Here is a 20,817-nt window from a genome sequence, read left to right on the forward strand (position 1 = left end):
TCAGTCCTCCCCCTCCAGATTCCCCTCCGTCTCCAGGTAGACCTGGCGCAGCGCCTCCAGCACCGCCGGATCCGGCTTGGCCCACATGCCGCGCGACTCGGCCTCCAGCAGCCGTTCCGCGATGCCGTGCAGGGCCCAGGGGTTGGCCTCCTGGAGGAACTGCTTGTTCTCCGGGTCGAGTACGTACGTCTCGGTGAGCTTGTCGTACATCCAGTCGGCGACGACGCCGGTCGTGGCGTCGTACCCGAAGAGGTAGTCGACGGTCGCGGCCAGCTCGAACGCGCCCTTGTAGCCGTGGCGGCGCATCGCCTCGATCCACTTCGGGTTGACGACCCGGGCGCGGAAGACGCGGGAGGTCTCCTCGACCAGCGTGCGCGTGCGGACGGTCTCGGGGCGGGTGGAGTCCCCGATGTACGCCTCCGGGGCCTTGCCCTTGAGCGCGCGCACGGTGGCGACCATGCCGCCGTGGTACTGGAAGTAGTCGTCGGAGTCCGCGATGTCGTGCTCGCGGGTGTCGGTGTTCTTGGCGGCGACCTCGATGCGCTTGTAGGCGCTCTCCATCTCCTCGCGGGCCGGGCGGCCGTCGAGCTCGCGACCGTAGGCGTAGCCGCCCCAGACCGTGTAGACCTCGGCGAGGTCGGCGTCGGTGCGCCAGTCGCGGGAGTCGATGAGCTGGAGGAGCCCGGCGCCGTACGTACCGGGGCGCGAGCCGAAGATCCTTGTCGTGGCGCGGCGTTCGTCGCCGTGCTCGGCCAGGTCGGCCTGGGCGTGGGCCCGTACGTAGTTCTGCTCGGCGGGCTCCTCCAGCGAGGCGGCCAGCCGTACGGCGTCGTCCAGCAGCCCGATCGTGTGCGGGAACGCGTCCCGGAAGAAGCCCGAGATGCGGAGCGTCACATCGATACGGGGACGGCCCAACTCCTCGTACGGGATGGCCTCCAGGCCCGTCACGCGGCGCGAGGCGTCGTCCCAGACGGGCCGGATGCCGAGCAGCGCGAAGGCCTCCGCGATGTCGTCGCCCGCCGTGCGCATCGCACTGGTGCCCCAGAGCGAGAGGCCGACCGAGGTGGGCCAGTCGCCGTTGTCGGTGCGGTAGCGGGTCAGCAGGGAGTCGGCGAGGGCCTGTCCGGTCTCCCACGCCAGCTTGGACGGAACGGCCTTCGGGTCGACCGAGTAGAAGTTGCGGCCGGTCGGCAGCACGTTCACCAGCCCGCGCAGCGGCGAACCGGACGGACCGGCCGGCACGAAGCCACCGTTCAACGCGTGGACGGCGTGGGCGAGTTCATCGGTCGTGGCCGCCATGCGCGGGACCACCTCGGTGGCCGCGAAGGTGAGGATGTCGGCCACCGCGTCCGGCAGCCCGGAAGCGACACCGGCCACCGCCGCCGGGTCCCAGTCGGCGTCGTCCATCGCCTGGACGAGCGCGCGGGCCTGCTCCTCGATCGCGTCGGCGGCGGTACGCGTGGCGGCCGACTCGTCGAGCCCGAGCGCTTCACGCAGCCCCGGCAGCGACGCCGTACCGCCCCAGATCTGGCGGGCGCGCAGCACGGCGAGCACCAGGTTGACCCGGTCGTTCCCGGCGGGCGGGTTGCCCAGCACATGCAGGCCGTCGCGGATCTGAACGTCCTTGATCTCGCAGAGCCACCCGTCGAGATGCATGATGAAGTCGTCGAAGCCCTCGTCCTCGGGCCGGTCCGCCACCCCGAGGTCGTGGTCGAGCTTGGCGGCCTGGATCAGGGTCCAGATCTGCGCGCGGATCGCGGGCAGCTTGGACGGGTCCATCGCGGCGATCTGCGCGTGCTCGTCGAGGAGTTGCTCCAGGCGCGCGATGTCGCCGTAGCTGTCGGCGCGGGCCATCGGCGGCACCAGGTGGTCGATCAGCGTGGCGTGGACGCGCCGCTTGGCCTGCGTGCCCTCGCCCGGGTCGTTGACGAGGAACGGGTAGACGAGCGGCAGATCACCGAGGGCGGCGTCCGGACCGCAGGCGGCCGACAGACCGGCGTTCTTGCCGGGCAGCCACTCCAGGTTGCCGTGCTTGCCCAGGTGGATCATGGCGTCCGCGCCGAACCCGTTGTCCTCGGCGGAGGCGGCGATCCAGCGGTAGGCGGCCAAGTAGTGGTGGGAGGGCGGGAGATCGGGGTCGTGGTAGATCGCAATCGGGTTCTCGCCGAAGCCGCGCGGCGGCTGGATGAGGATGAGGAGGTTGCCGCGTCGCAGAGCGGCCAGGACGATGTCGCCCTCCGGGTTGGCGGACCGGTCGACGAACATCTCACCGGGCGCCGGACCCCAGTGCTCCTCCACCGACTCCCGGAGTTCCTGCGGGAGTCGGGCGAACCAGCGGCGGTAGTCGGCGGCCGGGATACGGACCGGGTTCTTCGCCAACTGCTCCTCGGTCAGCCACTCCTGGTCATGGCCGCCCGCCTCGATCAGCGCGTAGATCAGCTCGTCGCCGTCCCCGGAGACCAGCCCCGGAATGTCGGCCTCGGGCCCGAAGTCGTACCCCTCGGCGCGCAGCCGCCGCAGCAGGGCCACGGCGCTGGCGGGCGTGTCGAGCCCGACCGCGTTCCCGATCCGCGAGTGCTTGGTCGGGTAGGCGGAGAGCACGAGCGCGATGCGCTTCTCGGCGTTCGGGATGTTCCGCAGCTTGGCATGCCGTACGGCGATCCCGGCGACGCGGGCCGCGCGCTCGGCATCGGCGACGTACGCGGGCAGCCCGTCCTCGTCGATCTCCTTGAAGGAGAACGGAACGGTGATCAGCCGGCCGTCGAACTCCGGCACCGCGATCTGGGTGGCCGCGTCCAGCGGGGAGACGCCCTCGTCGTTCTCCTCCCACGCGGAGCGCGGGCTGGTGAGGCAGAGCGCCTGGAGGATCGGCACGTCGAGCCCGGTCAGCGCGCCCGCGTCCCACGACTCGTCGTCGCCCCCGGCCGAGGCCTCGGCGGGCTTGGTGCCGCCCGCCGCGAGGACGGTGGTCACGATGGCGTCGGCGGCACGGAGGGCGTCGATCAGCTCGGCCTCCGGCGTACGGAGGGAGGCGACGTACAGCGGGAGCGGCCGGGCCCCCGCGTCCTCGACCGCCGTGCACAGGGCGTCGATGAACGCGGTGTTCCCGCTCATGTGGTGAGCGCGGTAGTAGAGGACGGCGACCGTCGGCGCACCCTCGGGCACCGCACGGGCGGAACGTTCCAGCGGGCCCCACGCGGGGGCCGGGGCGGGCGGCTCGAAGCCGTGGCCGGTCAGCAGCACGGTGTCGGAGAGGAACCGGGCCAGCTGCTCCAGGTTGGCGGGTCCGCCGTGCGCGAGGTAGGCGTGCGCCTCGGCCGCGATCCCGATCGGCACGGTGGAGGCGGCCATCAACTGCGCGTCCGGAGCCTGCTCACCGGTCAGCACGACGACCGGCCGCCCGGTGGCCAGCACCGCGTCGAGCCCCTCCTCCCACGCGCGTACGCCGCCGAGGAGGCGGACGACGATGAGGTCGACGCCGTCCAGGAGCGCCGGGAGCCCGGCCAGGTCGGTGCGGGAGGGGTTGGCGTACCGGTAGCTGACCGGCCCCTCGGAGGCTCGGGCGCTCAGGAGGTCGGTGTCGGACGTCGACAGGAGCAGGATCATGCTGCGTCAGGCCTTCCTCGGGGTGTCCACGCCCCGGGCGGTGTCGGAGGGGTCTCCCCGCATCCGGCTCCAGGAACCGGGCGCCGCACCCGGCTCGGAGACCGGGTGCTCGGGGAAGGGAGTTCCTGACTCGTCCGGCAGCCGGTGGTGGCGGCGTCCGGACTCACAGTGGCGGGACCGCGCCGGAATCTCACCGGGCTTCCTCCCCTGTCGCCGTCTGGCGATGGCGGCCTGAACGGACCACCGCCTGCATCCTAAGCGGCGGGGGTGGGGGCGGGGCAGGGGGCGGGGGTGCGGTGGTGATCACTGTTCGCGCCCTTCGCCGCACGCGGGGCAGGAGCCCTGTCCCGCAGGTCACAGACGCGAGCCGGAGCCCTGTCCCGCAGGTCACAGACGTGACCCCGCCGCCGGGACCGGCCCGGTCGGTATGCTCGCCGCCATGCCCGATTCCGCCCCCTCGCCCCTTTCCGCGGGCGGCGCCTCCCCCCGCGACGGCGGCGCGGCACGTGCCGCGCCCCGCGCCGGTGGCGACGCCTGCCCGGGAACGCTGCGGCTGCACCGGGCGGACGACGGGGCGCTGGCCCGCGTACGCATCCCCGGCGGCGTGCTGAGCGCGGACCGGGCGGAGGCGCTGCTGACGGCGGCGGCCCGGTTCGGGGACGGTGAGCTGCATCTCACCTCGCGGGGCAACGTACAGCTGCGCGGCCTCGGTACGGAGTGCGGCGGCGAGCTGGCCGGACTGCTCACGGACGCGGGCCTCCTGCCCTCCGCCGCCCACGAACGGGCCCGCAACATCGTGGCCTCGCCGCTGGCCGGCCTGGACGGCTCCGGGGGGCTCGGGGCGTGGCTGACCGAGCTGGACCGGCTGGTGTGCGGTTCGCCGGCCGCCGCCGCCCTCTCCGGCCGCTTCCTCTTCGCCCTGGACGACGGCCGGGGCGATGTGGACGCCCTCGGCGCGGACGTGACGCTGATCGCGGAGGGGCCTGCGGGGGCGGGGGCGGCCCTGCTGCGGATCGGGGCGGCCGACGAGGTGTTCCGGGTGCCGGCCGCCGAGGCCCCGCGCGCGGCGCTGCGGGCCGCCGAGGAGTTCCTGCGCGCGGCCCGGGACTCCGGCGCGTGGCGGGTGAAGGATCTGCCGGACGACGTACGGGCGGAGCTGGTGAGGACCATCGGCTCGGCGTCGGGCCCGGCGGTCGCCCGCCCCCGCCCCCGTACGGCGACACCCCCCGCCCCCGGCCTCGTCGGCACCGCGGCGATCACCGCCGATGTCCCCCTGGGCCGCCTCACCCCCACCCAGTGGCAGCTGCTCACCGACACGGCCCGGCGGTACGGCGGCGAGCTGCGGCTCACCCCGTGGCGCGGGATCGTCATCCCCGGGCCGGTCCCTCGGCCGGAGGCGGCGGACGCACTCCGCACGCTCTCCGCGTCCGGCCTGATCACCGCCCCCGACTCCCCCTGGACCGGCGTCGGCGCCTGCATCGGCCACCCCGGCTGCGCGAAGTCGCTGTCCGACGTCCGGGCCGAAGCGGGGGCCGCTGTCGGGGTGCCCGGCCGGCTACCTGTGTACTGGTCCGGGTGCGAACGCCGCTGCGGCCACCCCCACGGGGAGTGGATCGACGTGGTCGTCACGCCGGACGGACACCGGATCTCCCACGTACGGGGAGAGCGCCGGGACCCTCCGACGACTGTGGGGAACGACTCGGCGCGGCTGGCGGCAGCGGTGGCCGAGGCCCGCGCCTGAAAACCCCTCCTTGATCAGCTCACGGCAGAAGAAAGCGACAGCACTGTGCACCAGTACGAGAAGGACGGACCGGCGATCTACCGCCAGTCCTTCGCCACCATCCGCGCGGAGGCGGATCTGGCCGGGCTGCCCGCCGACGTCAGCCAGGTCGCCGTCCGGATGATCCACGCCTGCGGCATGGTCGACCTCGTGACGGACCTCGCCTTCTCGCCGAACGCCGTGGCCGACGCCCGCGCGGCCCTGCGCTCCGGCGCCCCGATCCTCTGCGATGTGGCGATGGTGGCCAGCGGGGTCACCCGCAAGCGGCTGCCCGCCAACAACGACGTGGTGTGCACGCTGTCGGACCCGTCCGTGCCCGAGCTGGCCGCGAAGATGGGGACGACCCGCAGCGCGGCGGCGCTGGAGCTGTGGCGGGACCGGATGGAGGGGGCGGTGGTCGCGGTCGGCAACGCCCCGACGGCCCTGTTCCGCCTGCTGGAGATGATCGAGGAGGGCGCCCCGCGCCCCGCCGCCGTCATCGGCGTCCCGGTCGGCTTCGTCGGCGCGATGGAGTCCAAGGAGGCCCTGGCGGAGCACGCGTCGGGCCTGGAGCACCTGATCGTGCGCGGCAGGCGCGGCGGCAGTGCGATAGCGGCGGCCGCCATCAACGCCATAGCCAGCGAGGAAGAGTAAGCAGTGAGCGAGATCAGCGGAAACGGCAGCGGCGACGACGGCAGCGGCCGCCTCTACGGCGTCGGGCTCGGCCCCGGCGACCCGAACCTGATGACGCTCCGGGCCGTCCAGGTCATCGGCGAGGCCGACGTGATCGCGTACCACAGCGCCCGCCACGGCCGTTCGATCGCCCGCTCCATCGCCGCGGCCCACCTGCGCCCCGACCACATCGAGGAGCCCCTGGTCTACCCCGTCACGACGGAGACCACGGACCACCCGGGCGGCTACCGGGGCGCGCTGGAGGAGTTCTACAAGAAGGCCGCGGCCCGGCTCGCGGCGCACCTGGACGCGGGCCGGACGGTGGCGGTCCTCGCCGAGGGCGACCCGATGTTCTACGGCTCGTACATGCACATGCACAAGCGCCTGGCCGACCGGTACGCCACCGAGGTCATCCCCGGCGTGACGTCCGTCAGCGCGGCGGCGGCCCGCCTCGGCACCCCCCTGGTCGAGGGCGAGGAGATCCTCACGATCCTCCCCGGCACCCTCCCGGAGGAGGAGCTGACGGCCCGTCTCGCCGCCACGGACACGGCGGTGGTGATGAAGCTGGGGCGGACGTTCCCGGCGGTGCGCGGGGCGTTCGAGGCGTCGGGGCGGCTGGCGGAGGCGCGGTACGTGGAGCGGGCGACGATGGCCGGGGAGCGCACGGGCGACCTGGCGGACATCGACCCGGCGTCGGTGCCGTACTTCTCGGTGGCGGTACTGCCGAGCCGGGTGGACGCGGTCAGGCCTTCCGGCCGGGCCGGCTCGGGCGAGGTCGTCGTCGTGGGCACCGGCCCGGCGGGCCCCCTGTGGCTGACGCCGGAGACGCGGGGCGCGCTGGCGGCGGCGGACGCACTCGTCGGCTACACCACCTATCTGGACCGGGTCCCGGTCCGCCCCGGCCAGGCGCGGCACGGCTCGGACAACAAGGTGGAGTCGGAACGGGCGGAGTTCGCGCTGGACCTGGCCCGCCGGGGCCACCGCGTCGCCGTGGTCTCGGGCGGCGACCCCGGGGTCTTCGCGATGGCGACGGCGGTGCTGGAGGCGGCGGCGCAGGAGGAGTACGCGGAGATTCCCGTACGGGTCCTGCCCGGGGTCACTGCGGCGAACGCCGCCGCAGCCCGCGCGGGCGCACCGCTGGGCCACGACTACGCCACCATCTCCCTCTCGGACCGCCTCAAACCGTGGGAGGTCATCGCGGAACGGCTCCGCGCCGCGGCCTCCGCCGACCTGGTCCTCGCCCTCTACAACCCGGGCTCCAAGTCCCGTACGTGGCAGGTGGGCAAGGCCCGCGACCTGCTCCTGGAGCACCGCTCCCCGGACACCCCGGTGGTGCTGGCCCGGGACGTGGGCGGCCCGACGGAGAGCGTCCGTACGGTACGGCTGGCGGACGTCGACCCGGCGGAGGTGGACATGCGGACGCTGCTGATCGTGGGCTCGTCGCAGACGCGCTGGGTACGGCGGGGCGAGTCGGGCAGGTCCATCGTGTGGACGCCGCGCCGCTACCCGGAGGCGTAGAGCTTCCGTACGACCCACTCCCCGGCCTCCTCGGGCGTGGCGGCCACCGGCACCCCTTCCGGAACCGGTGGCCGCCGCACCACGACGACGGGAATCCCGGCCTCGCGGGCGGCGGTGAGCTTGGGGGCGGTGGCGTCGCCGCCGCTGTCCTTGGTGACGAGCACATCGATCCCGTACTGCCGGATGATCTCCCACTCCCCGTCAAGGCTGAACGGCCCCCGATCGAGCAGGACGTCCATCTTCCTCGGGCAGGGCGGCTCCGGCGCATCGACGGACCGCACAAGAAACCACAACGCATCGAGACCTTCACCGGCAAAGGCGGCGAGCCCCATCCGCCCGGTGGTGAGGAAGACCCGCTCACCGAGTGTCGGCAACAGGTGCGCGGCCTCGGCGAGCGAGGCGACGGAGTGCCAGCGGTCGCCGTCCTGGGCGACCCAGCCGGGCCGGCGGAGGGCGAGGAGAGGAACATGGGCCTGCGCGGCGGCCAGGACGGCGTTCCGGCTCATGGTGGAGGCGAAGGGGTGGGTGGCATCGACAAGAGCGTCGACGCGGTGCTCACGTACCCACGCCGCGAGCCCGTCAGCCCCGCCGAACCCACCGACGCGCACGTCACCGGGCGGAAGCCGGGGAGCGGCCACGCGCCCGGCGAGCGAGGTGGTGACGCGCAGGCGCGGATCACCGACCAGGCTCTCGACGAGCCGGCGGGCCTCGGTGGTCCCTCCCAGAACAAGAACATGCTTCACGTGCATCATCGGAACGGACTCTTCTCATGAACGACGCTCATGACCGCTGAGGCGCGGGGCGGTCGCAGTGCCCAACTCAAACACACCGGCCTGCGCCCCGGCTGGACGACCGGTGCGTGTGCGACGGCGGCGACGACGGCCGCGTACACGGCCCTGCTGACCGGCGACTTCCCGGACCCGGTGAGCATCACGCTGCCCAGGGGCCAGACACCGGCGTTCGCGCTGGCGGTGGAGGAGCTGGGGCCCGGGCGGGCGAGCGCCGGGGTGGTGAAGGACGCGGGGGACGACCCGGACGTGACGCACGGGGCACTGGTGAGGGCGACGGTACGGAGGCTGCCGCCGGGCTCCGGGGTGGTGTTCCGGGCGGGCTCCGGCGTCGGTACGGTCACCCTCCCCGGTCTGCCGCTGGACGTCGGGGAGCCCGCGGTGAACCCGGTGCCGCGCCGGCTGATGCGCGAGCACGTGGAGCGGGTGGCGGCGGAGCACGGGGAGGCGGGCGACGTGGAGATCACCGTCTCGGTCGACGACGGCGAGGAGATCGCGCGCTCGACGTGGAACGGCCGGCTGGGCATCCTGGGCGGCCTGTCCATCCTCGGCACCACGGGCGTGGTCGTCCCGTACTCCTGCTCGGCCTGGATCGACTCGATCCGCCGGGGCGTGGACGTGGCGAGGGCGGCGGGCCTGGAGCACGTGGCGGGCTGCACGGGCTCGACGTCGGAGAAGACGGTGGTCGCGGAGCACGACCTCCCGGACATAGCCCTCCTGGACATGGGCGACTTCGCGGGCGCGGTCCTGAAGTACGTACGCCGCCACCCCGTCCCCCGCCTCACGATCTGCGGCGGCTTCGCCAAGCTCTCCAAACTGGCCGCCGGCCACCTGGACCTGCACTCGGCCCGCTCCCAGGTGGACAAGCCCTTCCTGGCGGACCTGGCCCGACAGGGCGGCGCGACCGAGGAACTGGCGTCCCGGATCGCCACGGCCAACACGGGCCTGGAGGCACTCCGTCTCTGCGAGGCGGCGGGGGTGCGGCTGGGCGACCTGGTGGCGGCCCGCGCCCGGGACGAGGCACTGGCGGTGCTGCGGGGCGCCCCGGTGGAGGTGGACGTGATCTGCATCGACCGAGCGGGGACGGTGGTAGGAAGGGCCTAGGTACTCATCCCCCCTAACTCTTCTGGAGAGCACGGGTGACACCGGCGACGATGGCGGTGGTCAGCACCCAGCCGAAGGCGATCAGCAGATAGGCCAGCCACTGAACGCCGCCGTCCGACCAGTACCACCCGGAGCGCTGCCCCAGATCGCCGATGGGGACCAGAAGGTCAAGCGTATAGACGAAGGGCTGGAACGGACTGCCTTCGCCCTCCTTGACCGCGCTCGGCGTGTGCGTACTGAAGACCACCGTGCCCAGCAAGGTCAGCGCGAGGAGCCAGACACCGGCCATCCAGGGCCGGTAGCCGTAGCCCACGGTGACGTCGAGCAGATGCCCCCACACCCGCGCCGGCAGGGACAGGGTGAGCCGCCGGTGCCGCTGCTTGGCCAGGAGCACCCGGCGGGCGTCGTCGTCATGGCCGAGCTGCCGGTACCAGCCGGCGAGTTGCTCGTACGGCTGTGGGGCGTAGCCGGGATTCCGCCGGATCCAGCCGAGCCGACGGGCCACCTCGTCCCGCGCCCGCGTCCCGTCGGCGCCTGCCACGGCCGGGTCGCCGCCGGACCGGATGGACCCGTAGGTGAACCCGTCCAGGAGCACCTTCTCGGGCCAGCTCTGCTCGCTGTCCCGGAACCAGGTGGTCTGGGCGGACCGGAGATCCACCAGCCCTGAGGGCGGGGCCGCGAGCCGGTGGTCGAATTCCCCCACGGACATGGATACACAGTCCAGGGCGGTACCAGTACCGCCCCCGTCCAGATGTGCGCCCTCGAAGGTCAGCAGCCCACCTATTCGGGTCCTCGGCAGCCGCACCTCCCCCTGCGCCGTGAACCCCTGCGAGCAGTCCACGGACGAAGCGACCACGGCACCTCCGGCCAGGGCGACGCCACCGGGGTTCTCCAGCCGTGCGCCGGGCAGGAACAGCCCGTTGAGCAACTGCGCGCCGGGCACCCGCAGCCCGCCCCGGGTCACGAGCCGCTCGCCGAAGACACTGCCCTCCAGGACGAGGCCGCCGGCGAGCACCGCCCACTCCCCCGGCCCCGAGACCTCGGCATCCTTGACCACCAGATTCGCAGCCATACGGGCATTGATGAGGTTGAGAGCACCGCCCGCAACAGTCGACCGCCGCAGGTCCAGATCACCCCCGATGCGCGCGAGTTCGGCGTCGACGCCCGGAACCCAGCTGTCCGCGATCACGATCGTCCGCGTCGCAGCGCCGTACAGCTGGACCGGCTCATCCAACCGACAGCCCTCCAAGGACAACGTGTGGGGGATCTCCGCCCCTGACAGATCGAGCCGCCCACTGACACGCGCCCCCACGAGCCGCAGGGCAGCCACGGCGCCGGACCGCTCCTCATCGTTCGCACCGAGCAGCAGCGCCGCGACAACGGCGGCACGAACGGTACGTCCGGCCCCCCACCGAGCACCGTCAGCCGGATCATCCGCCTCCGCCACCCCGGTACGCAGATCAACGCGACGCCCCTCGGGAAAGGCGTCCCACAACGCACGCTCCGGCGGGGTCAACTCCTCATATGACAGCACCAGTGCAGCGTAATGATCTGGGCGCCGGGGGCCTGGCTGTCAGCCACGAATTCCCCCAGCACACCCGCACAGCCCCCGCAGCTACTGCTCGGCAGCGGCAGCGGCAGCGAGCCGAGACCGCCACCCATCCGGATCCCGCCCGGCCTCCACGGCCTTGGCGGCATCCTCGGCAAGATCAACCCCCAGATCGGCGGCACGCCGCTCGGCCCACCGCGCCCAGGCGGCAGCCTGCTGGCAGTCGGGACACAAGGTCGCCCCGCCATAAGCCCGGAACACATGCTCATTCCCGGGCCCCTCACAGGTCACAAGAGGCGCAACGCGGGAAGGAACGGGAGGCGGCGCATCAGGCACGCCAGGAGGCACGGCCTCAGCAACGGAAGCGGACTCAGGCGCGGGCGCCTCGGGCATCTTCATCTCCAGCCGATGCCGCAGGAACCCCACAGCGGACCGCACCCCCTTAGCAGGCAACCCACTGCTCAGCACCCGCCGAAGCTCACCGGCAGACACCCCCCGCCGCAACCACTCAACGGCCAGCCCGACCAGCTCACGAGCCTCACGAACCCCGAGACGCAACTGCCGATCGGAGTTCCGCAGGGACAACAACACCCGCTCGGCCTCAGCTTCTTGAGGCGAGAGCTTCACCACCTCCACGTCCACGCCCACGCCTTCGCCTTCGCTGGGCGCTTCGGTGGGTGGGCGGGATGAGTTCTCCCCCAGTTCTTCGTCTACCGGTAGTTGATGACCGACGGTCCGAGGCCCCGGCTGACCGACGGTCGGAGACTGCACACTCGGAGAAGCCCCCGCCCCCACACCGGCCTCCCGCCACACCACAAGGGCATCGGCATCGGTCAACGGCACATTGGAGACCAACTGATGGGTGGCCCACAACCCACGCTCCCCAGCAGCCCGCCGCTCATGAACGAACCCGTTCACGACCAACTGCTCCTTAGCCCGCTGAAACGCACGCCCCTTGATGCCGAGCTTCTGCCCATGCTCGGACAACGCCACATGGGTCTGGTCGTCGGGCAACCCCTGCACGTACAGCAGCAGGATCTTCGCGTCACTGCACAGACGCGGATGACGCACGACATCGTGCGAGGCCTTCGTGTAGCGCCGAACAGGCGCGATAGCATGCCAAAGCATCCCGGTGGATTTCCGTTCCACTAGTTGGGTGAAGGCCCTCGGCTAGGTGCTAGGAACACCTCCGGGGGCCGCCCCATGCACACGAGGTGCACACAGAGCGTGATGACACGATGACGGTACCGCAGCCTCGAAGCGCCGAGCGGACAATCCGCCGAACGGGACGGCCAGACAAACGCAGATCAACCCATACGAGTGCAAGGCCAGTTCACATTGACGCACTAATGGCCGCGGCCCCATCGGGTCAACTCGTCGCCTTCTCAATGGCATCGAAGATGTCGGCATCGGTTTCCTGCTGCCAGACGGGCAGGTCGGCCCAGTCCGCCACGTAGCCCGGCTTCGGGTCGTCGAAGTGCTTGAACATCTGGGCGGTCCAGCAGATCGCGACGAAGCGCCCGCGCTGCTCACGTGACAACCGCGACGTAAGCCCACCACTGACGGCGACGAACTGACGCACCTGCTCGTACACGCCCCCTGCCGCCTCGCGCTCCCACTGCGGGGTGTCATCCCAAGGAGTCACGTACCCAGCCTTCGGCTCCCCGGGAAAGTGCCGCCGAACCCCCGAGATCCAGGCCTCCCGGAAAAGTCGTGCACCCTCGTTCTCGGTCTGCGACATGCCATCCCCTTCTCGTCACGGCGTCCTCAACGTGGCGATCTCCGCCCCCAGCTCCGCCACTCGGTGGTCACGGCTCAAGGGACCGAACTCGTCGCACAAGCCTTGAAGTCTATGGGTGACGTACCCCGATCCTGAGGCGCGAGCCAGGCTGATCGCCTCCTTGCCGTACGCGACGACCTGGTCGGCATCCCGCCTCTTCGCCCCGATCGCCGCCATGTCCGTCAGCACCGCACCTCGCCGGCGGTAGGACTGTCCCGGCGCCAGCGCGGTCTGCTCCAGCGCCCGTTCCAAGGCCTCCTCCGCCAGGTCGAGACGGCCGAGCTGTACGTATCGCGATCCCCGTTCCTCCGCCAGCCGCGCACCGTCGAACCGGAGCCACCCGCCGTTGACGCTGTCCGCGCTGAGATCGCGGACAGCCTCCGCACGCTCCATCGCGTGCTCGCACGCGTCCAGGTCACCGAGAGCTGCGTACGCCTCGGCCTGAACCGAAGCGACCCAATGACGGGTCGAAAGGTTCCTGTCACCCCGGATTGCCAGGCGCTCGGCCGCCCCGAGCATCTGCTCCGCCTGGTGGTAGCGGCGCTCGGACATGTCGACGTACGCATGCCGGACCAGCGCGCACGCCCACAGGTCGTACGCCTGGGCGTCCTTGCTGACCGAGGCCGCGAGTGCGTACGAAGCGGAGGCATCGGCATACCGGTTCGCGTCGAATGCCACCTCCCCGGCCAACTGGAACAGGTCTGCCGCCGCATTCAACAGCGGGCGGGGGCTCCCACGATGACCGGCCAAGGCCTCATTCAGCGTGGCCAACTGGTCGCGTACAACCGGGTAGACAGCCCCCTTGGAACGGGACAGTTGGTAGACCTGCCACAGATGACTGTTCATCCGGGCGAAATCGGCAGGAACACCGCCTCGGACTCCCTCGGCGAGGGCTTCCGCCTCATCTACGGGCAGCGCGGTCAAGGCACCGCTGACGGTCAGTATGCGGAGGAATGCGCGGCGGATCATGTCGTCAGGGTCTCCCGCGTTCGGGGGCTCACTGGACTGGTGCCCGACGGTTTCCCGGGCTGCGCTTCGTAGGGGGGCGAGAAAGGCGTCCAGCTCTTCGAGGCTGACTTCGAGGGCGGCAGCCAGGCCCCGCCGCTGGGGTGGCTGCGGATAGACCCTGCCGCTTTCCCAGCGTCCGACCGTTGTGCGATCCACACCGAGTAACTGGGCCAATTCTTCCTGACTGTAGCCCAAAGCCCTGCGCCGTTCCGCCAGTCCCATGGCACCCACTCTCGCGCAGCTCCGGCCCCTCTGGCATCCGTGCACAGATCTGCTTCAAGAGTGCCGCACCGATGCCGTGGATACCCCCGACTCCAGGCGATTTCCTGGTTGTTGACCCGGACGAGTGCCGGGACAGGTGAAGGAGTCCGGCAATGACCACGAGAGACGAGACCCCGGTGCACCAGTCCGGAGACCACACACAGGCCGACCACCTCAGCGCCGAACCGCGCATTCTCCTGAGGCTCAGAGTCTCTCGTGACTCGGGCCGGACGTGGGGGCCGGTCACGGAAGTACGAGAGGACGAGAATCTGCCGCTCCTGGACAACCCCAGCGCTCTCCCGCCCTGCACGTGCCCGCGCTGCACCGGACGCGACTCGGGCGCCGGGGCCCTTCTTCAAGGGGTGTCGTGATGCGGTGCAGGCACTGGCGCCGGGTTCCGCTGGACCTGTCGCAGGAGGCTCGGCAGAAGGCCCCGTCCGGCTGCGTCGACCGGGCCGTGCAGTGCCAGCTGTCCGCCCACGAGGGCGACGAACACCACGGCCTGCTGGCCGAACTCGACACGTACGACACCGCCCTCTGGCTCCGCTGGCGCGGGGACTACGTGGACCTGGTCGTGCTGCGGGACTGCCCGGTGGTCGGGCCGGGGCCCGGCGGGGAGGGCTGCTGCCTGTTCGCCGACCACCCCGAGCAGCACACCTGGGAGAACACCTCGGAGGAGGTCCTGTGCACCAGCTGATCGCGAGCCCGTACAACGGTACGTTCCTGATCGCCCGCCCCGGCTCCAAGGGCGGCATGCGCATCCCCCGGACGCTGTACGAAGAGCTGGCCGCGACCGCCGAAAGCAGCAGCCCTCTCCCGGCCTGGCTCCTCGGCCAAGCCCGCACGGCCTGGGGCCTGGACCTGGCAGATGCGGTGATGCGGGGCACCGTCCTCGTACGCTCCGGTACCGGTCTCGGCTACGGGCGAGCCACGTACGAGATCAACAAGGGCTGCAACTTCAACTGCGAGCACTGCTACCTCGCGGAGCGAAAGTTCGAGGGACTGCCCTGGCCGGACAAGGCCCGGCTCCTGCACCTGCTGCGGGATGCCGGGGTGCTGTGGCTCCAGTTCACCGGCGGTGAGCCGCTGATCGACCGGGACTTCGTGGACGCGTACACGCTCGCTCACCGCTCCGGAATGCTGATCGAGATCCTGACCAACGGCTCCCGGCTCCACCGCCCCGAGATCATCGGCCTACTGCGCGACCTGCCACCGCACAAGGTGACCGTCTCCCTCTATGGGGCGACCTCGGACAGCTTCGACACGCTCACCCGCAAGCCAGGAGCGTTCAAGCTGGTCGAGAAGGGGCTCGTCGCTGCGCGCGAGGCCGGACTCGCGCTGGAACTGGCACTGATCATCACCCGACACAACGCCCACGAGCTGGACGCCATGCGCGCCCTCGCGGAGCGGTACGGGGCGAGCCGCCAGGAGTACGGCACGATCTCCCCCACGTACTCCGGCACGCCCGAACCGCTGGCCGCGCAGGCGCCCGGCTTCCTGGACAAGGCCAGCGTCTTCAAGGGCTGCCCCGCCGGCCACACCTTCTTCTACGTCGACCCGCACGGCCTGGCGACCATGTGCAAGGTCGGCCGGGAGAACCCCATCGACCTGATGACCGAGGGCCTGGACGGACTCCTCCGTCTGCCCGGCATCGCCGATGCCCAGATGCTTCGCACCGGTGGCTGCGGCGGCTGTCAGCTCTCCGGCACCTGCCGGGTCTGCCGTCCGCTCGCCAAGGCGTACCAGGAGGCGAAGGCACCACTGAACACCTACTGCCAACACGGAAGCGAGGAAGCATCATGACCGCTGTCATGGTGGAGATCAGCCCCCGACCGCCAGCCCTGGAGGAGCCCGAGGGAGTGATCCTCCTGGATGACCTGGAGGTGCTGGCCGAAGGGGCCATCCCGGGCTGCAACGAGGACAACCCCTACCGGTAGACAACCGGCCGCACAGAACCGCGGGGGCTTCTGGACGTTCTTCCGCCCGAAGCCCCCGCACCAGTGCGCACCCACATACCCGCCCCCATGGAAGAGTGAAGCCCCTTGGCGACCACCCGCATCGGCCTCGACCGACTGCCACCCGCCGCCCGCTCCGCCGTAGAAGCGCACACCGGCCCCCTCCTCACGGTCGAGGAGACCGCCGAAGGCTTCAACAGCGAGATCGCGGCCCGCGTCACCTCCGCCACGGGCACCTGGCACATCAAGGGCCTGCGCACCGACCACCCCCGCGCCTGGACCCAGCGCCGGGAAGCCGCCATCGCCCCCTTCCTCACCGATCTGGCCCCCTCCCTCCGCTGGTGCGTCGAGACCGCCGGTTGGGACCTCCTCGGCTTCGAAGCTCTGGACGGCCACCACGCCGACTACGCCCCCGGCTCCCCCGACCTCCCCGAAGTCGCGAACCTCCTGCGCCGCCTCAACGAGACCCCCTGCCCCGGCATCGAGCTGCGTCGTGCCGAACAACGCCTGAAGCACTACGTCGCCCACCCCGACGACCTCCGCTACTTCGCCGGGCCCCACCTGCTCCACACCGACCTGAACAACGCCAACGTCCTCGTCGACACCGAGGCTCCCCAGGGCGCCCGGGCCCGCCTGGTCGACTGGGCCTGGGCCACCCGTGGAGCGGCCTGGCTCGACGCCGGCTACTGGATCATCTGGCTCATCGCGGCCGGGCACACCCCCGCATCCGCCGAACACTGGGCCGCCGAGACCCCCTCCTGGCGCACAGCCCCCGCCAAGGGCATCACCGCCTTCGCCACCGCCAACGCCAACCTCTGGACCGAGATCACCAACGCCGACCCCGACCCGTGGCCCCTGCGCCTCGCGACTGCCGCCACCGCCTGGCACGCGCACCGCAGGACTGGCTGAACAACAATCCGCCGTTGCCAGGAGCTGCGCCGCCAAGACAAAGCCAGGATCCGAACCTGCAACCTTCTGGTCCGTAGCTTTAGGTAGATCGGCCAGAGAGGCTCATACAGGTCGCTCAGAAGTTCCTGAAGAGGGTTGTTGACCGGTGTTGGTTGCTGGGGTTGCGGTGTCTAGTTGCTGTGCGGTCTGAACGAGTTCACGCACCCTGGCGAGGTTGCTGCGGCTGGTCAGGGTGTTGGGGTGGGTCTCACCCAAGACCTGCTCGCGCTGGGCGAGAGTCACCTCGAACAGAGGAATGGCCCGCTCCAGATCACCCGCCACCCGGTAGGCGGCGGCGAGGTTGTTGCGGCTGCTCAGGGTGTTGGGGTGGGTCTCACCCAAGACCTGCTCGCGCTGGGCGAGAGTCACCTCGAACAGAGGAATGGCCCGCCCCAGATCACCCGCCACCCGGTAGGCGCCGGCGAGGTTGTTGCGGCTGCTCAGGGTGTTGGGGTGGGTCTCACCCAAGACCTGCTCGCGCTGGGCGAGAGTCACCTCGAACAGAGGAATGGCCCGCCCCAGATCACCCGCCACCCGGTAGGCGCCGGCGAGGTTGTTGCGGCTGCTCAGGGTGTTGGGGTGGGTCTCACCCAAGACCTGCTCGCGCTGGGCGAGAGTCACCTCGAACAGAGGAATGGCCCGCCCCAGATCACCCGCCACCCGGTAGGCGTAGGCAAGGTTGTTGCGGCTGCTCAGGGTGTTGGGGTGGGTCTCACCCAAAACCTGCTCGTACTGGGCGAGAGTCACCTCGAACAGAGGAATGGCCCGCCCCAGATCACCCGCCACCCGGTAGGCGTAGGCAAGGTTGTTGCGGCTGGCCAGAGTGTCGGGGTGGGTCTCACCCAAAACCTGCTCGTACTGGGCGAGGGTCGCCTCGCACAGGGAGATAGAGCGTGCGGTGTGGCCTTGCTGGTGAAGCCGATCACCGGCAGCTATGTACGCGTCGGTGAGTGGTGGATTGTGGTGCTCGGATGGTCTGGTGGCGGCGAGGGTGACGAGGTGGGGCGTGAGGGCGTCCCACTGATCCTCGGTGGGGGTGTCCTGGCCCGGCGGCGGGGTCAGGTGGTGAAGGGCTGCTTGTTCGGCGCGGTCACGTCCTTGCAGGTGCCGGGTGGATTGACTGCCGTTGGTGTGCTGCGGGGTACGCAGGACGGTTTGGACCATGCGGTGCAGGCTCAGTGTGGTGCCGGTGTCGGTGACCATGCTGTACGCGGCCAGGGTTCCGACAGCCTCGGCGATGTCGTCCGGGTCGGCGCCCGGCGGGGTGAGCAGGCTGTGGGGAATGTCGTCAGGGGCCAGCCAGGCAGCGGTGTACAGCAGCTCCACGGCCAGCGGGTCAGCCTGCTCCAAGGTGTGGAGGGTGACGCTCCAGATGCGGGCGAGGGTGCGTTCGGCGTCGCTGCCGTGGGCGGTCTTGGCGAGTTTGGAGTCAAGGCGGCGGCGGTAGGCGTCGCAGCTGATACCGCGATTCTGGGCCAGGTAGGCGCCGGCCTGTTTGATTGCCAGCGGAAAGTATCCCAACTCACGGGTGAGAGCTCGGGCGTCGGCTTGCTGGCGCGCGGTGGGGGTGACGTCCTTGAAAACAAGTTGGCACAGCAGAGTGGTGGCGTCGTCAGGGTCGAGGTTGCCCAGCATCAGGGTGGGGGCATTGTCGGGCCAGCCTGTGGTGCGGCGGCTGGTGGCGAGGTGATGGCCTTGGTGGAGTGCGCCGGTGTAGGGGGTGAGGTCGTCGGGGTTCTCCACGTTGTCGTAGACCAGTAGCCAGCCCGGATGCCAGGCGAGCCACTGCATCGCCCACGCCACCTGCGCCACCCGGTTGGCCTCGGCGGCCCAACTGGGAACCAGAGTGTGGGTGAGGGCGGTGAGAGAGGTCTCGATCTCGTCGGGGGACGCGGCGTTGATCCACCAGATCAAGGAGTAGTCGCCACGGTAGCGATGGGCGTAGTGCAGAGCGAGCGTGCTCTTGCCGATCCCGCCCAGACCGTGCACCGCCCCGCTCTGCGTGATCGCGCCCTCGCGCCGACTACTCAGGATGCGCCGCAGCCGGTCCAGTTCCTCCTCCCGCCCCAGGCAGAGGACGGCCGGAGGCAGGTTGGAGCTGCCCGGAGCTGCGGAGACCTTCTCGGGCGTGAGCAGTGCCTCGGCCGGCAGCACGTCACCGGTGTAGGCGTCTCTGATGCGCTGGGCAGCGATCGATCCCGGTCCGGCCGTTTCGATCCGCAGCCGGGCCGGCTCGTCGTCGGTGCTCACGGCCGTGGCGTGGCGTGACCGTCACCGGTGTAGGCGTCCCTGATGTGCTGAGCGGCGATCGACCGCTCACCGGATGCCGTGATGGTGATGGAACCGGCCCCTGGAGCCGGCAGGAGTGCGGACAATTCCGCGCGCAACTCGGCATCGTCCTGCAACGCCCGGCGGAGCAGCCTGCCCAGCACTGCCACCGTGTAGGACTCGTCCTGCTCGTCGGCGGCCTCGTCCACCACACGCTCCAGCTCCGCCTGACCCTCCTCGTCCCGGCGCCGCCACACTGCCCCAAGGATCCGCTGACCCAGCGTGACCGTGGCATCTGCCGCCACGTCCTCCGCCCGGGTGAGGACCGCCGCCCCGTACGCACCGACCGCGGCCGTCAGATACGGACTTGCCTGCTCGACCAACTGCACGATCTCAGCACTCATTTGTTCCCCCGACCACTGCGGCCCCGAAAGAGACCAGCGTAGGTAAGCCAGACCCTCTGTGGAGTCAGAACGTCCGAAGCGCTCACAGCGGTTCCCTGCGCTCCCATCCCTGGCACTCGCGAACAGTGCCCCTTTCATCCTGGAGTCCGAGCGCCCCCGCCGGAGGCATCCTCTTGAAACCGCGGGCCTGATGCTCGTCTCATGCCCTCCGGGCCTATCCAAATGGTGGGCGAGCGTCGGCGTCGGCGTCGGCGCCGAGCGGGCCGAAGGCAGGAGCGCGGGCGCAGCCAGAGCCGGGAAGCGCGCCCGGCGGAGCGGAGCGCAGCCGGGTGCTGAAGTAGAGGTGTGTTCTCTGGCGGGAACGCACACCGGCGGGAAGCCGCCCCAAGGCGGCCCGTGGCCGCCTGCGGGCTCGGCCGTGAAGCAAGACTTCATCGTGGGGCGGAGTGAAGGCTAGAACCCGCGCTTCTTCCTTGCGCGGAAAAGGGTCGTGGTCACCGGCGCCTCGCCCTCCCGCCCTGGGTCGTGGACGGTATGGCAATGCATGACGTCGAACCCCGACTCGACCAACAGCTCTTTCCATATCGGGGAGTTCAGCACCCACCGCTGCATCGTGCCGGGGCTGCCGTCAGGCCTACGGGTCGGGATGTCGGCGGGTCGGCACTCGGTCTCGGGCGGTGCTCCGTTGCGGTAGTGGGCAAGCGTGGAGAACACCAGGACACCACCGGGGCGGAGCGCCAGCGCGGATGCTGGGAGCAGGATCTGCGGATCGCTGAAGTCAACCGCGCCAAAGATGCTGTAGGCAATGTCGAGACTGTCGGGGTGTGTCTGGAGGTAGGCGGCGGCGTCGCTGTAGACGAAGTCCAAGCCGCACACGTCTACGTAGAAGTCGCGACCGCGGGTGTGCTGAGCGGATGAGCTGTCGATCGCGGTGACCCGGACGGCACCCAACTCGGCGGCGACATAGGCGGCCTGGTGGCCGGCTCCCGCACCCAACTCCGCGACGGTGCGACCGGTGAGGTCGCCCAGGAGTTCGTCCCCAGGCCCGATCCGCTGGTACCAGTCCCAGTGGAGGCGGCTGATGGAGCGGCGCACGTGTGAGGAAGCTCCGTAGTGGTGCCAGAGGTCGGGCCCGGTGGTCGGGGAAGTCGAGGTCACAGCCGACATCCTGGCCCGCTCCTCGTGATCGGTTCGGAG

Annotated in this window: 17 protein-coding genes and 1 riboswitch; of the genes, 8 read left to right on the plus strand and 9 right to left on the minus strand. The window is 70.8% G+C overall.

All coding sequences use genetic code 11. The features are described from left to right. The gene (cobN, locus tag R2B67_RS17045; protein ID WP_317819258.1) at positions 1–3,606 is read right to left on the minus strand and encodes a cobaltochelatase subunit CobN; all 3,606 of its coding nucleotides are present in this window, start codon (positions 3,604–3,606) and stop codon (positions 1–3) included. A 119-nt stretch (positions 3,607–3,725) separates the two neighbouring features. After that, positions 3,726–3,811: riboswitch (cobalamin riboswitch) on the minus strand. Positions 3,812–4,033: 222 nt separating this feature from the next. Here cobN and R2B67_RS17050 point away from each other — a divergent pair. From R2B67_RS17050 to R2B67_RS17060, 3 genes are read left to right on the plus strand one after another with little or no spacing between them, the layout of a single operon-like run. Then, complete coding sequence (locus R2B67_RS17050; RefSeq protein WP_317819259.1) at positions 4,034–5,347, plus strand: ferredoxin-like domain-containing protein; 1,314 nt, start codon at positions 4,034–4,036, stop codon at positions 5,345–5,347. 45 nt (positions 5,348–5,392) lie between these two features. Next, complete coding sequence (locus R2B67_RS17055) at positions 5,393–6,019, plus strand: precorrin-8X methylmutase (protein ID WP_161264625.1); 627 nt, start codon at positions 5,393–5,395, stop codon at positions 6,017–6,019. A 3-nt stretch (positions 6,020–6,022) separates the two neighbouring features. Then, on the plus strand, positions 6,023–7,555 hold the full coding sequence (locus R2B67_RS17060) for a precorrin-2 C(20)-methyltransferase (protein WP_317819264.1): 1,533 nt from the start codon (positions 6,023–6,025) through the stop codon (positions 7,553–7,555). Here R2B67_RS17060 and R2B67_RS17065 read toward each other — a convergent pair. Continuing rightward, positions 7,540–8,307 carry a cobalt-precorrin-6A reductase gene (locus R2B67_RS17065; RefSeq protein WP_317819269.1) on the minus strand — a complete coding sequence of 256 codons (768 nt, stop codon included), beginning with the start codon at positions 8,305–8,307 and terminating at the stop codon, positions 7,540–7,542. The genes R2B67_RS17060 and R2B67_RS17065 overlap by 16 nt on opposite strands. 30 nt (positions 8,308–8,337) lie before the next feature. Between R2B67_RS17065 and R2B67_RS17070 the strand changes: the two genes are divergently transcribed. Continuing rightward, the gene (locus R2B67_RS17070) at positions 8,338–9,447 is read left to right on the plus strand and encodes a cobalt-precorrin-5B (C(1))-methyltransferase (protein WP_317819271.1); all 1,110 of its coding nucleotides are present in this window, start codon (positions 8,338–8,340) and stop codon (positions 9,445–9,447) included. A 13-nt stretch (positions 9,448–9,460) separates the two neighbouring features. Here R2B67_RS17070 and R2B67_RS17075 read toward each other — a convergent pair whose 3' ends face one another. The 4 genes from R2B67_RS17075 to R2B67_RS17090 form a co-directional block, all read right to left on the minus strand. Beyond that, positions 9,461–10,681 carry an oxidoreductase gene (locus tag R2B67_RS17075; protein WP_317819273.1) on the minus strand — a complete coding sequence of 407 codons (1,221 nt, stop codon included), beginning with the start codon at positions 10,679–10,681 and terminating at the stop codon, positions 9,461–9,463. Between the two features lie 381 nt (positions 10,682–11,062). Further along, positions 11,063–12,124, minus strand: a complete 1,062-nt coding sequence (locus tag R2B67_RS17080; RefSeq protein WP_317824885.1) for a hypothetical protein — start codon at positions 12,122–12,124, stop codon at positions 11,063–11,065. A gap of 241 nt (positions 12,125–12,365) precedes the next feature. Further along, positions 12,366–12,737 (minus strand): hypothetical protein, encoded by a 372-nt coding sequence (locus tag R2B67_RS17085; RefSeq protein WP_317819275.1) that lies wholly within the window; start codon positions 12,735–12,737, stop codon positions 12,366–12,368. A 15-nt stretch (positions 12,738–12,752) separates the two neighbouring features. Next, entirely contained in the window at positions 12,753–14,006 is a 1,254-nt protein-coding gene (locus tag R2B67_RS17090; RefSeq protein ID WP_317819277.1) for an NsdA family TPR-like regulatory protein, read from the minus strand. 409 nt (positions 14,007–14,415) lie between these two features. Between R2B67_RS17090 and R2B67_RS17095 the strand changes: the two genes are divergently transcribed. The 4 genes from R2B67_RS17095 to R2B67_RS17110 all read left to right on the plus strand — a co-directional run bounded on the left by R2B67_RS17095 (position 14,416) and on the right by R2B67_RS17110 (position 16,909). Beyond that, positions 14,416–14,742, plus strand: a complete 327-nt coding sequence (locus R2B67_RS17095; RefSeq protein WP_317819279.1) for a hypothetical protein — start codon at positions 14,416–14,418, stop codon at positions 14,740–14,742. Continuing rightward, entirely contained in the window at positions 14,730–15,848 is a 1,119-nt protein-coding gene (locus tag R2B67_RS17100) for a radical SAM protein (protein ID WP_317819281.1), read from the plus strand. The genes R2B67_RS17095 and R2B67_RS17100 overlap by 13 nt, the downstream gene beginning before the upstream one ends. Next, a complete protein-coding gene (locus R2B67_RS17105) occupies positions 15,845–15,982 on the plus strand; it encodes a hypothetical protein (protein WP_317819283.1) in 138 nt (45 codons plus the stop codon). The genes R2B67_RS17100 and R2B67_RS17105 overlap by 4 nt, the downstream gene beginning before the upstream one ends. 105 nt (positions 15,983–16,087) lie before the next feature. Continuing rightward, positions 16,088–16,909, plus strand: coding sequence for an aminoglycoside phosphotransferase (locus R2B67_RS17110; RefSeq protein WP_317819285.1), 822 nt, complete (start codon positions 16,088–16,090; stop codon positions 16,907–16,909). Between the two features lie 102 nt (positions 16,910–17,011). Here the strand turns inward: R2B67_RS17110 and R2B67_RS17115 are convergent, their stop codons facing one another. From R2B67_RS17115 to R2B67_RS17125, 3 genes are all read right to left on the minus strand, one after another. Continuing rightward, a complete protein-coding gene (locus R2B67_RS17115; protein WP_317819287.1) occupies positions 17,012–19,198 on the minus strand; it encodes a tetratricopeptide repeat protein in 2,187 nt (728 codons plus the stop codon). Continuing rightward, positions 19,195–19,620 carry a hypothetical protein gene (locus R2B67_RS17120; protein ID WP_317819289.1) on the minus strand — a complete coding sequence of 142 codons (426 nt, stop codon included), beginning with the start codon at positions 19,618–19,620 and terminating at the stop codon, positions 19,195–19,197. Before R2B67_RS17120 ends, R2B67_RS17115 begins: the two co-directional genes overlap by 4 nt. A 453-nt stretch (positions 19,621–20,073) precedes the next feature. Next, on the minus strand, positions 20,074–20,778 hold the full coding sequence (locus tag R2B67_RS17125; RefSeq protein WP_317819291.1) for a class I SAM-dependent methyltransferase: 705 nt from the start codon (positions 20,776–20,778) through the stop codon (positions 20,074–20,076). Positions 20,779–20,817 lie beyond the last annotated feature (39 nt).

This window comes from Streptomyces cyaneofuscatus (assembly GCF_033109485.1).
In the GTDB taxonomy this organism is placed as follows: domain Bacteria; phylum Actinomycetota; class Actinomycetes; order Streptomycetales; family Streptomycetaceae; genus Streptomyces; species Streptomyces cyaneofuscatus.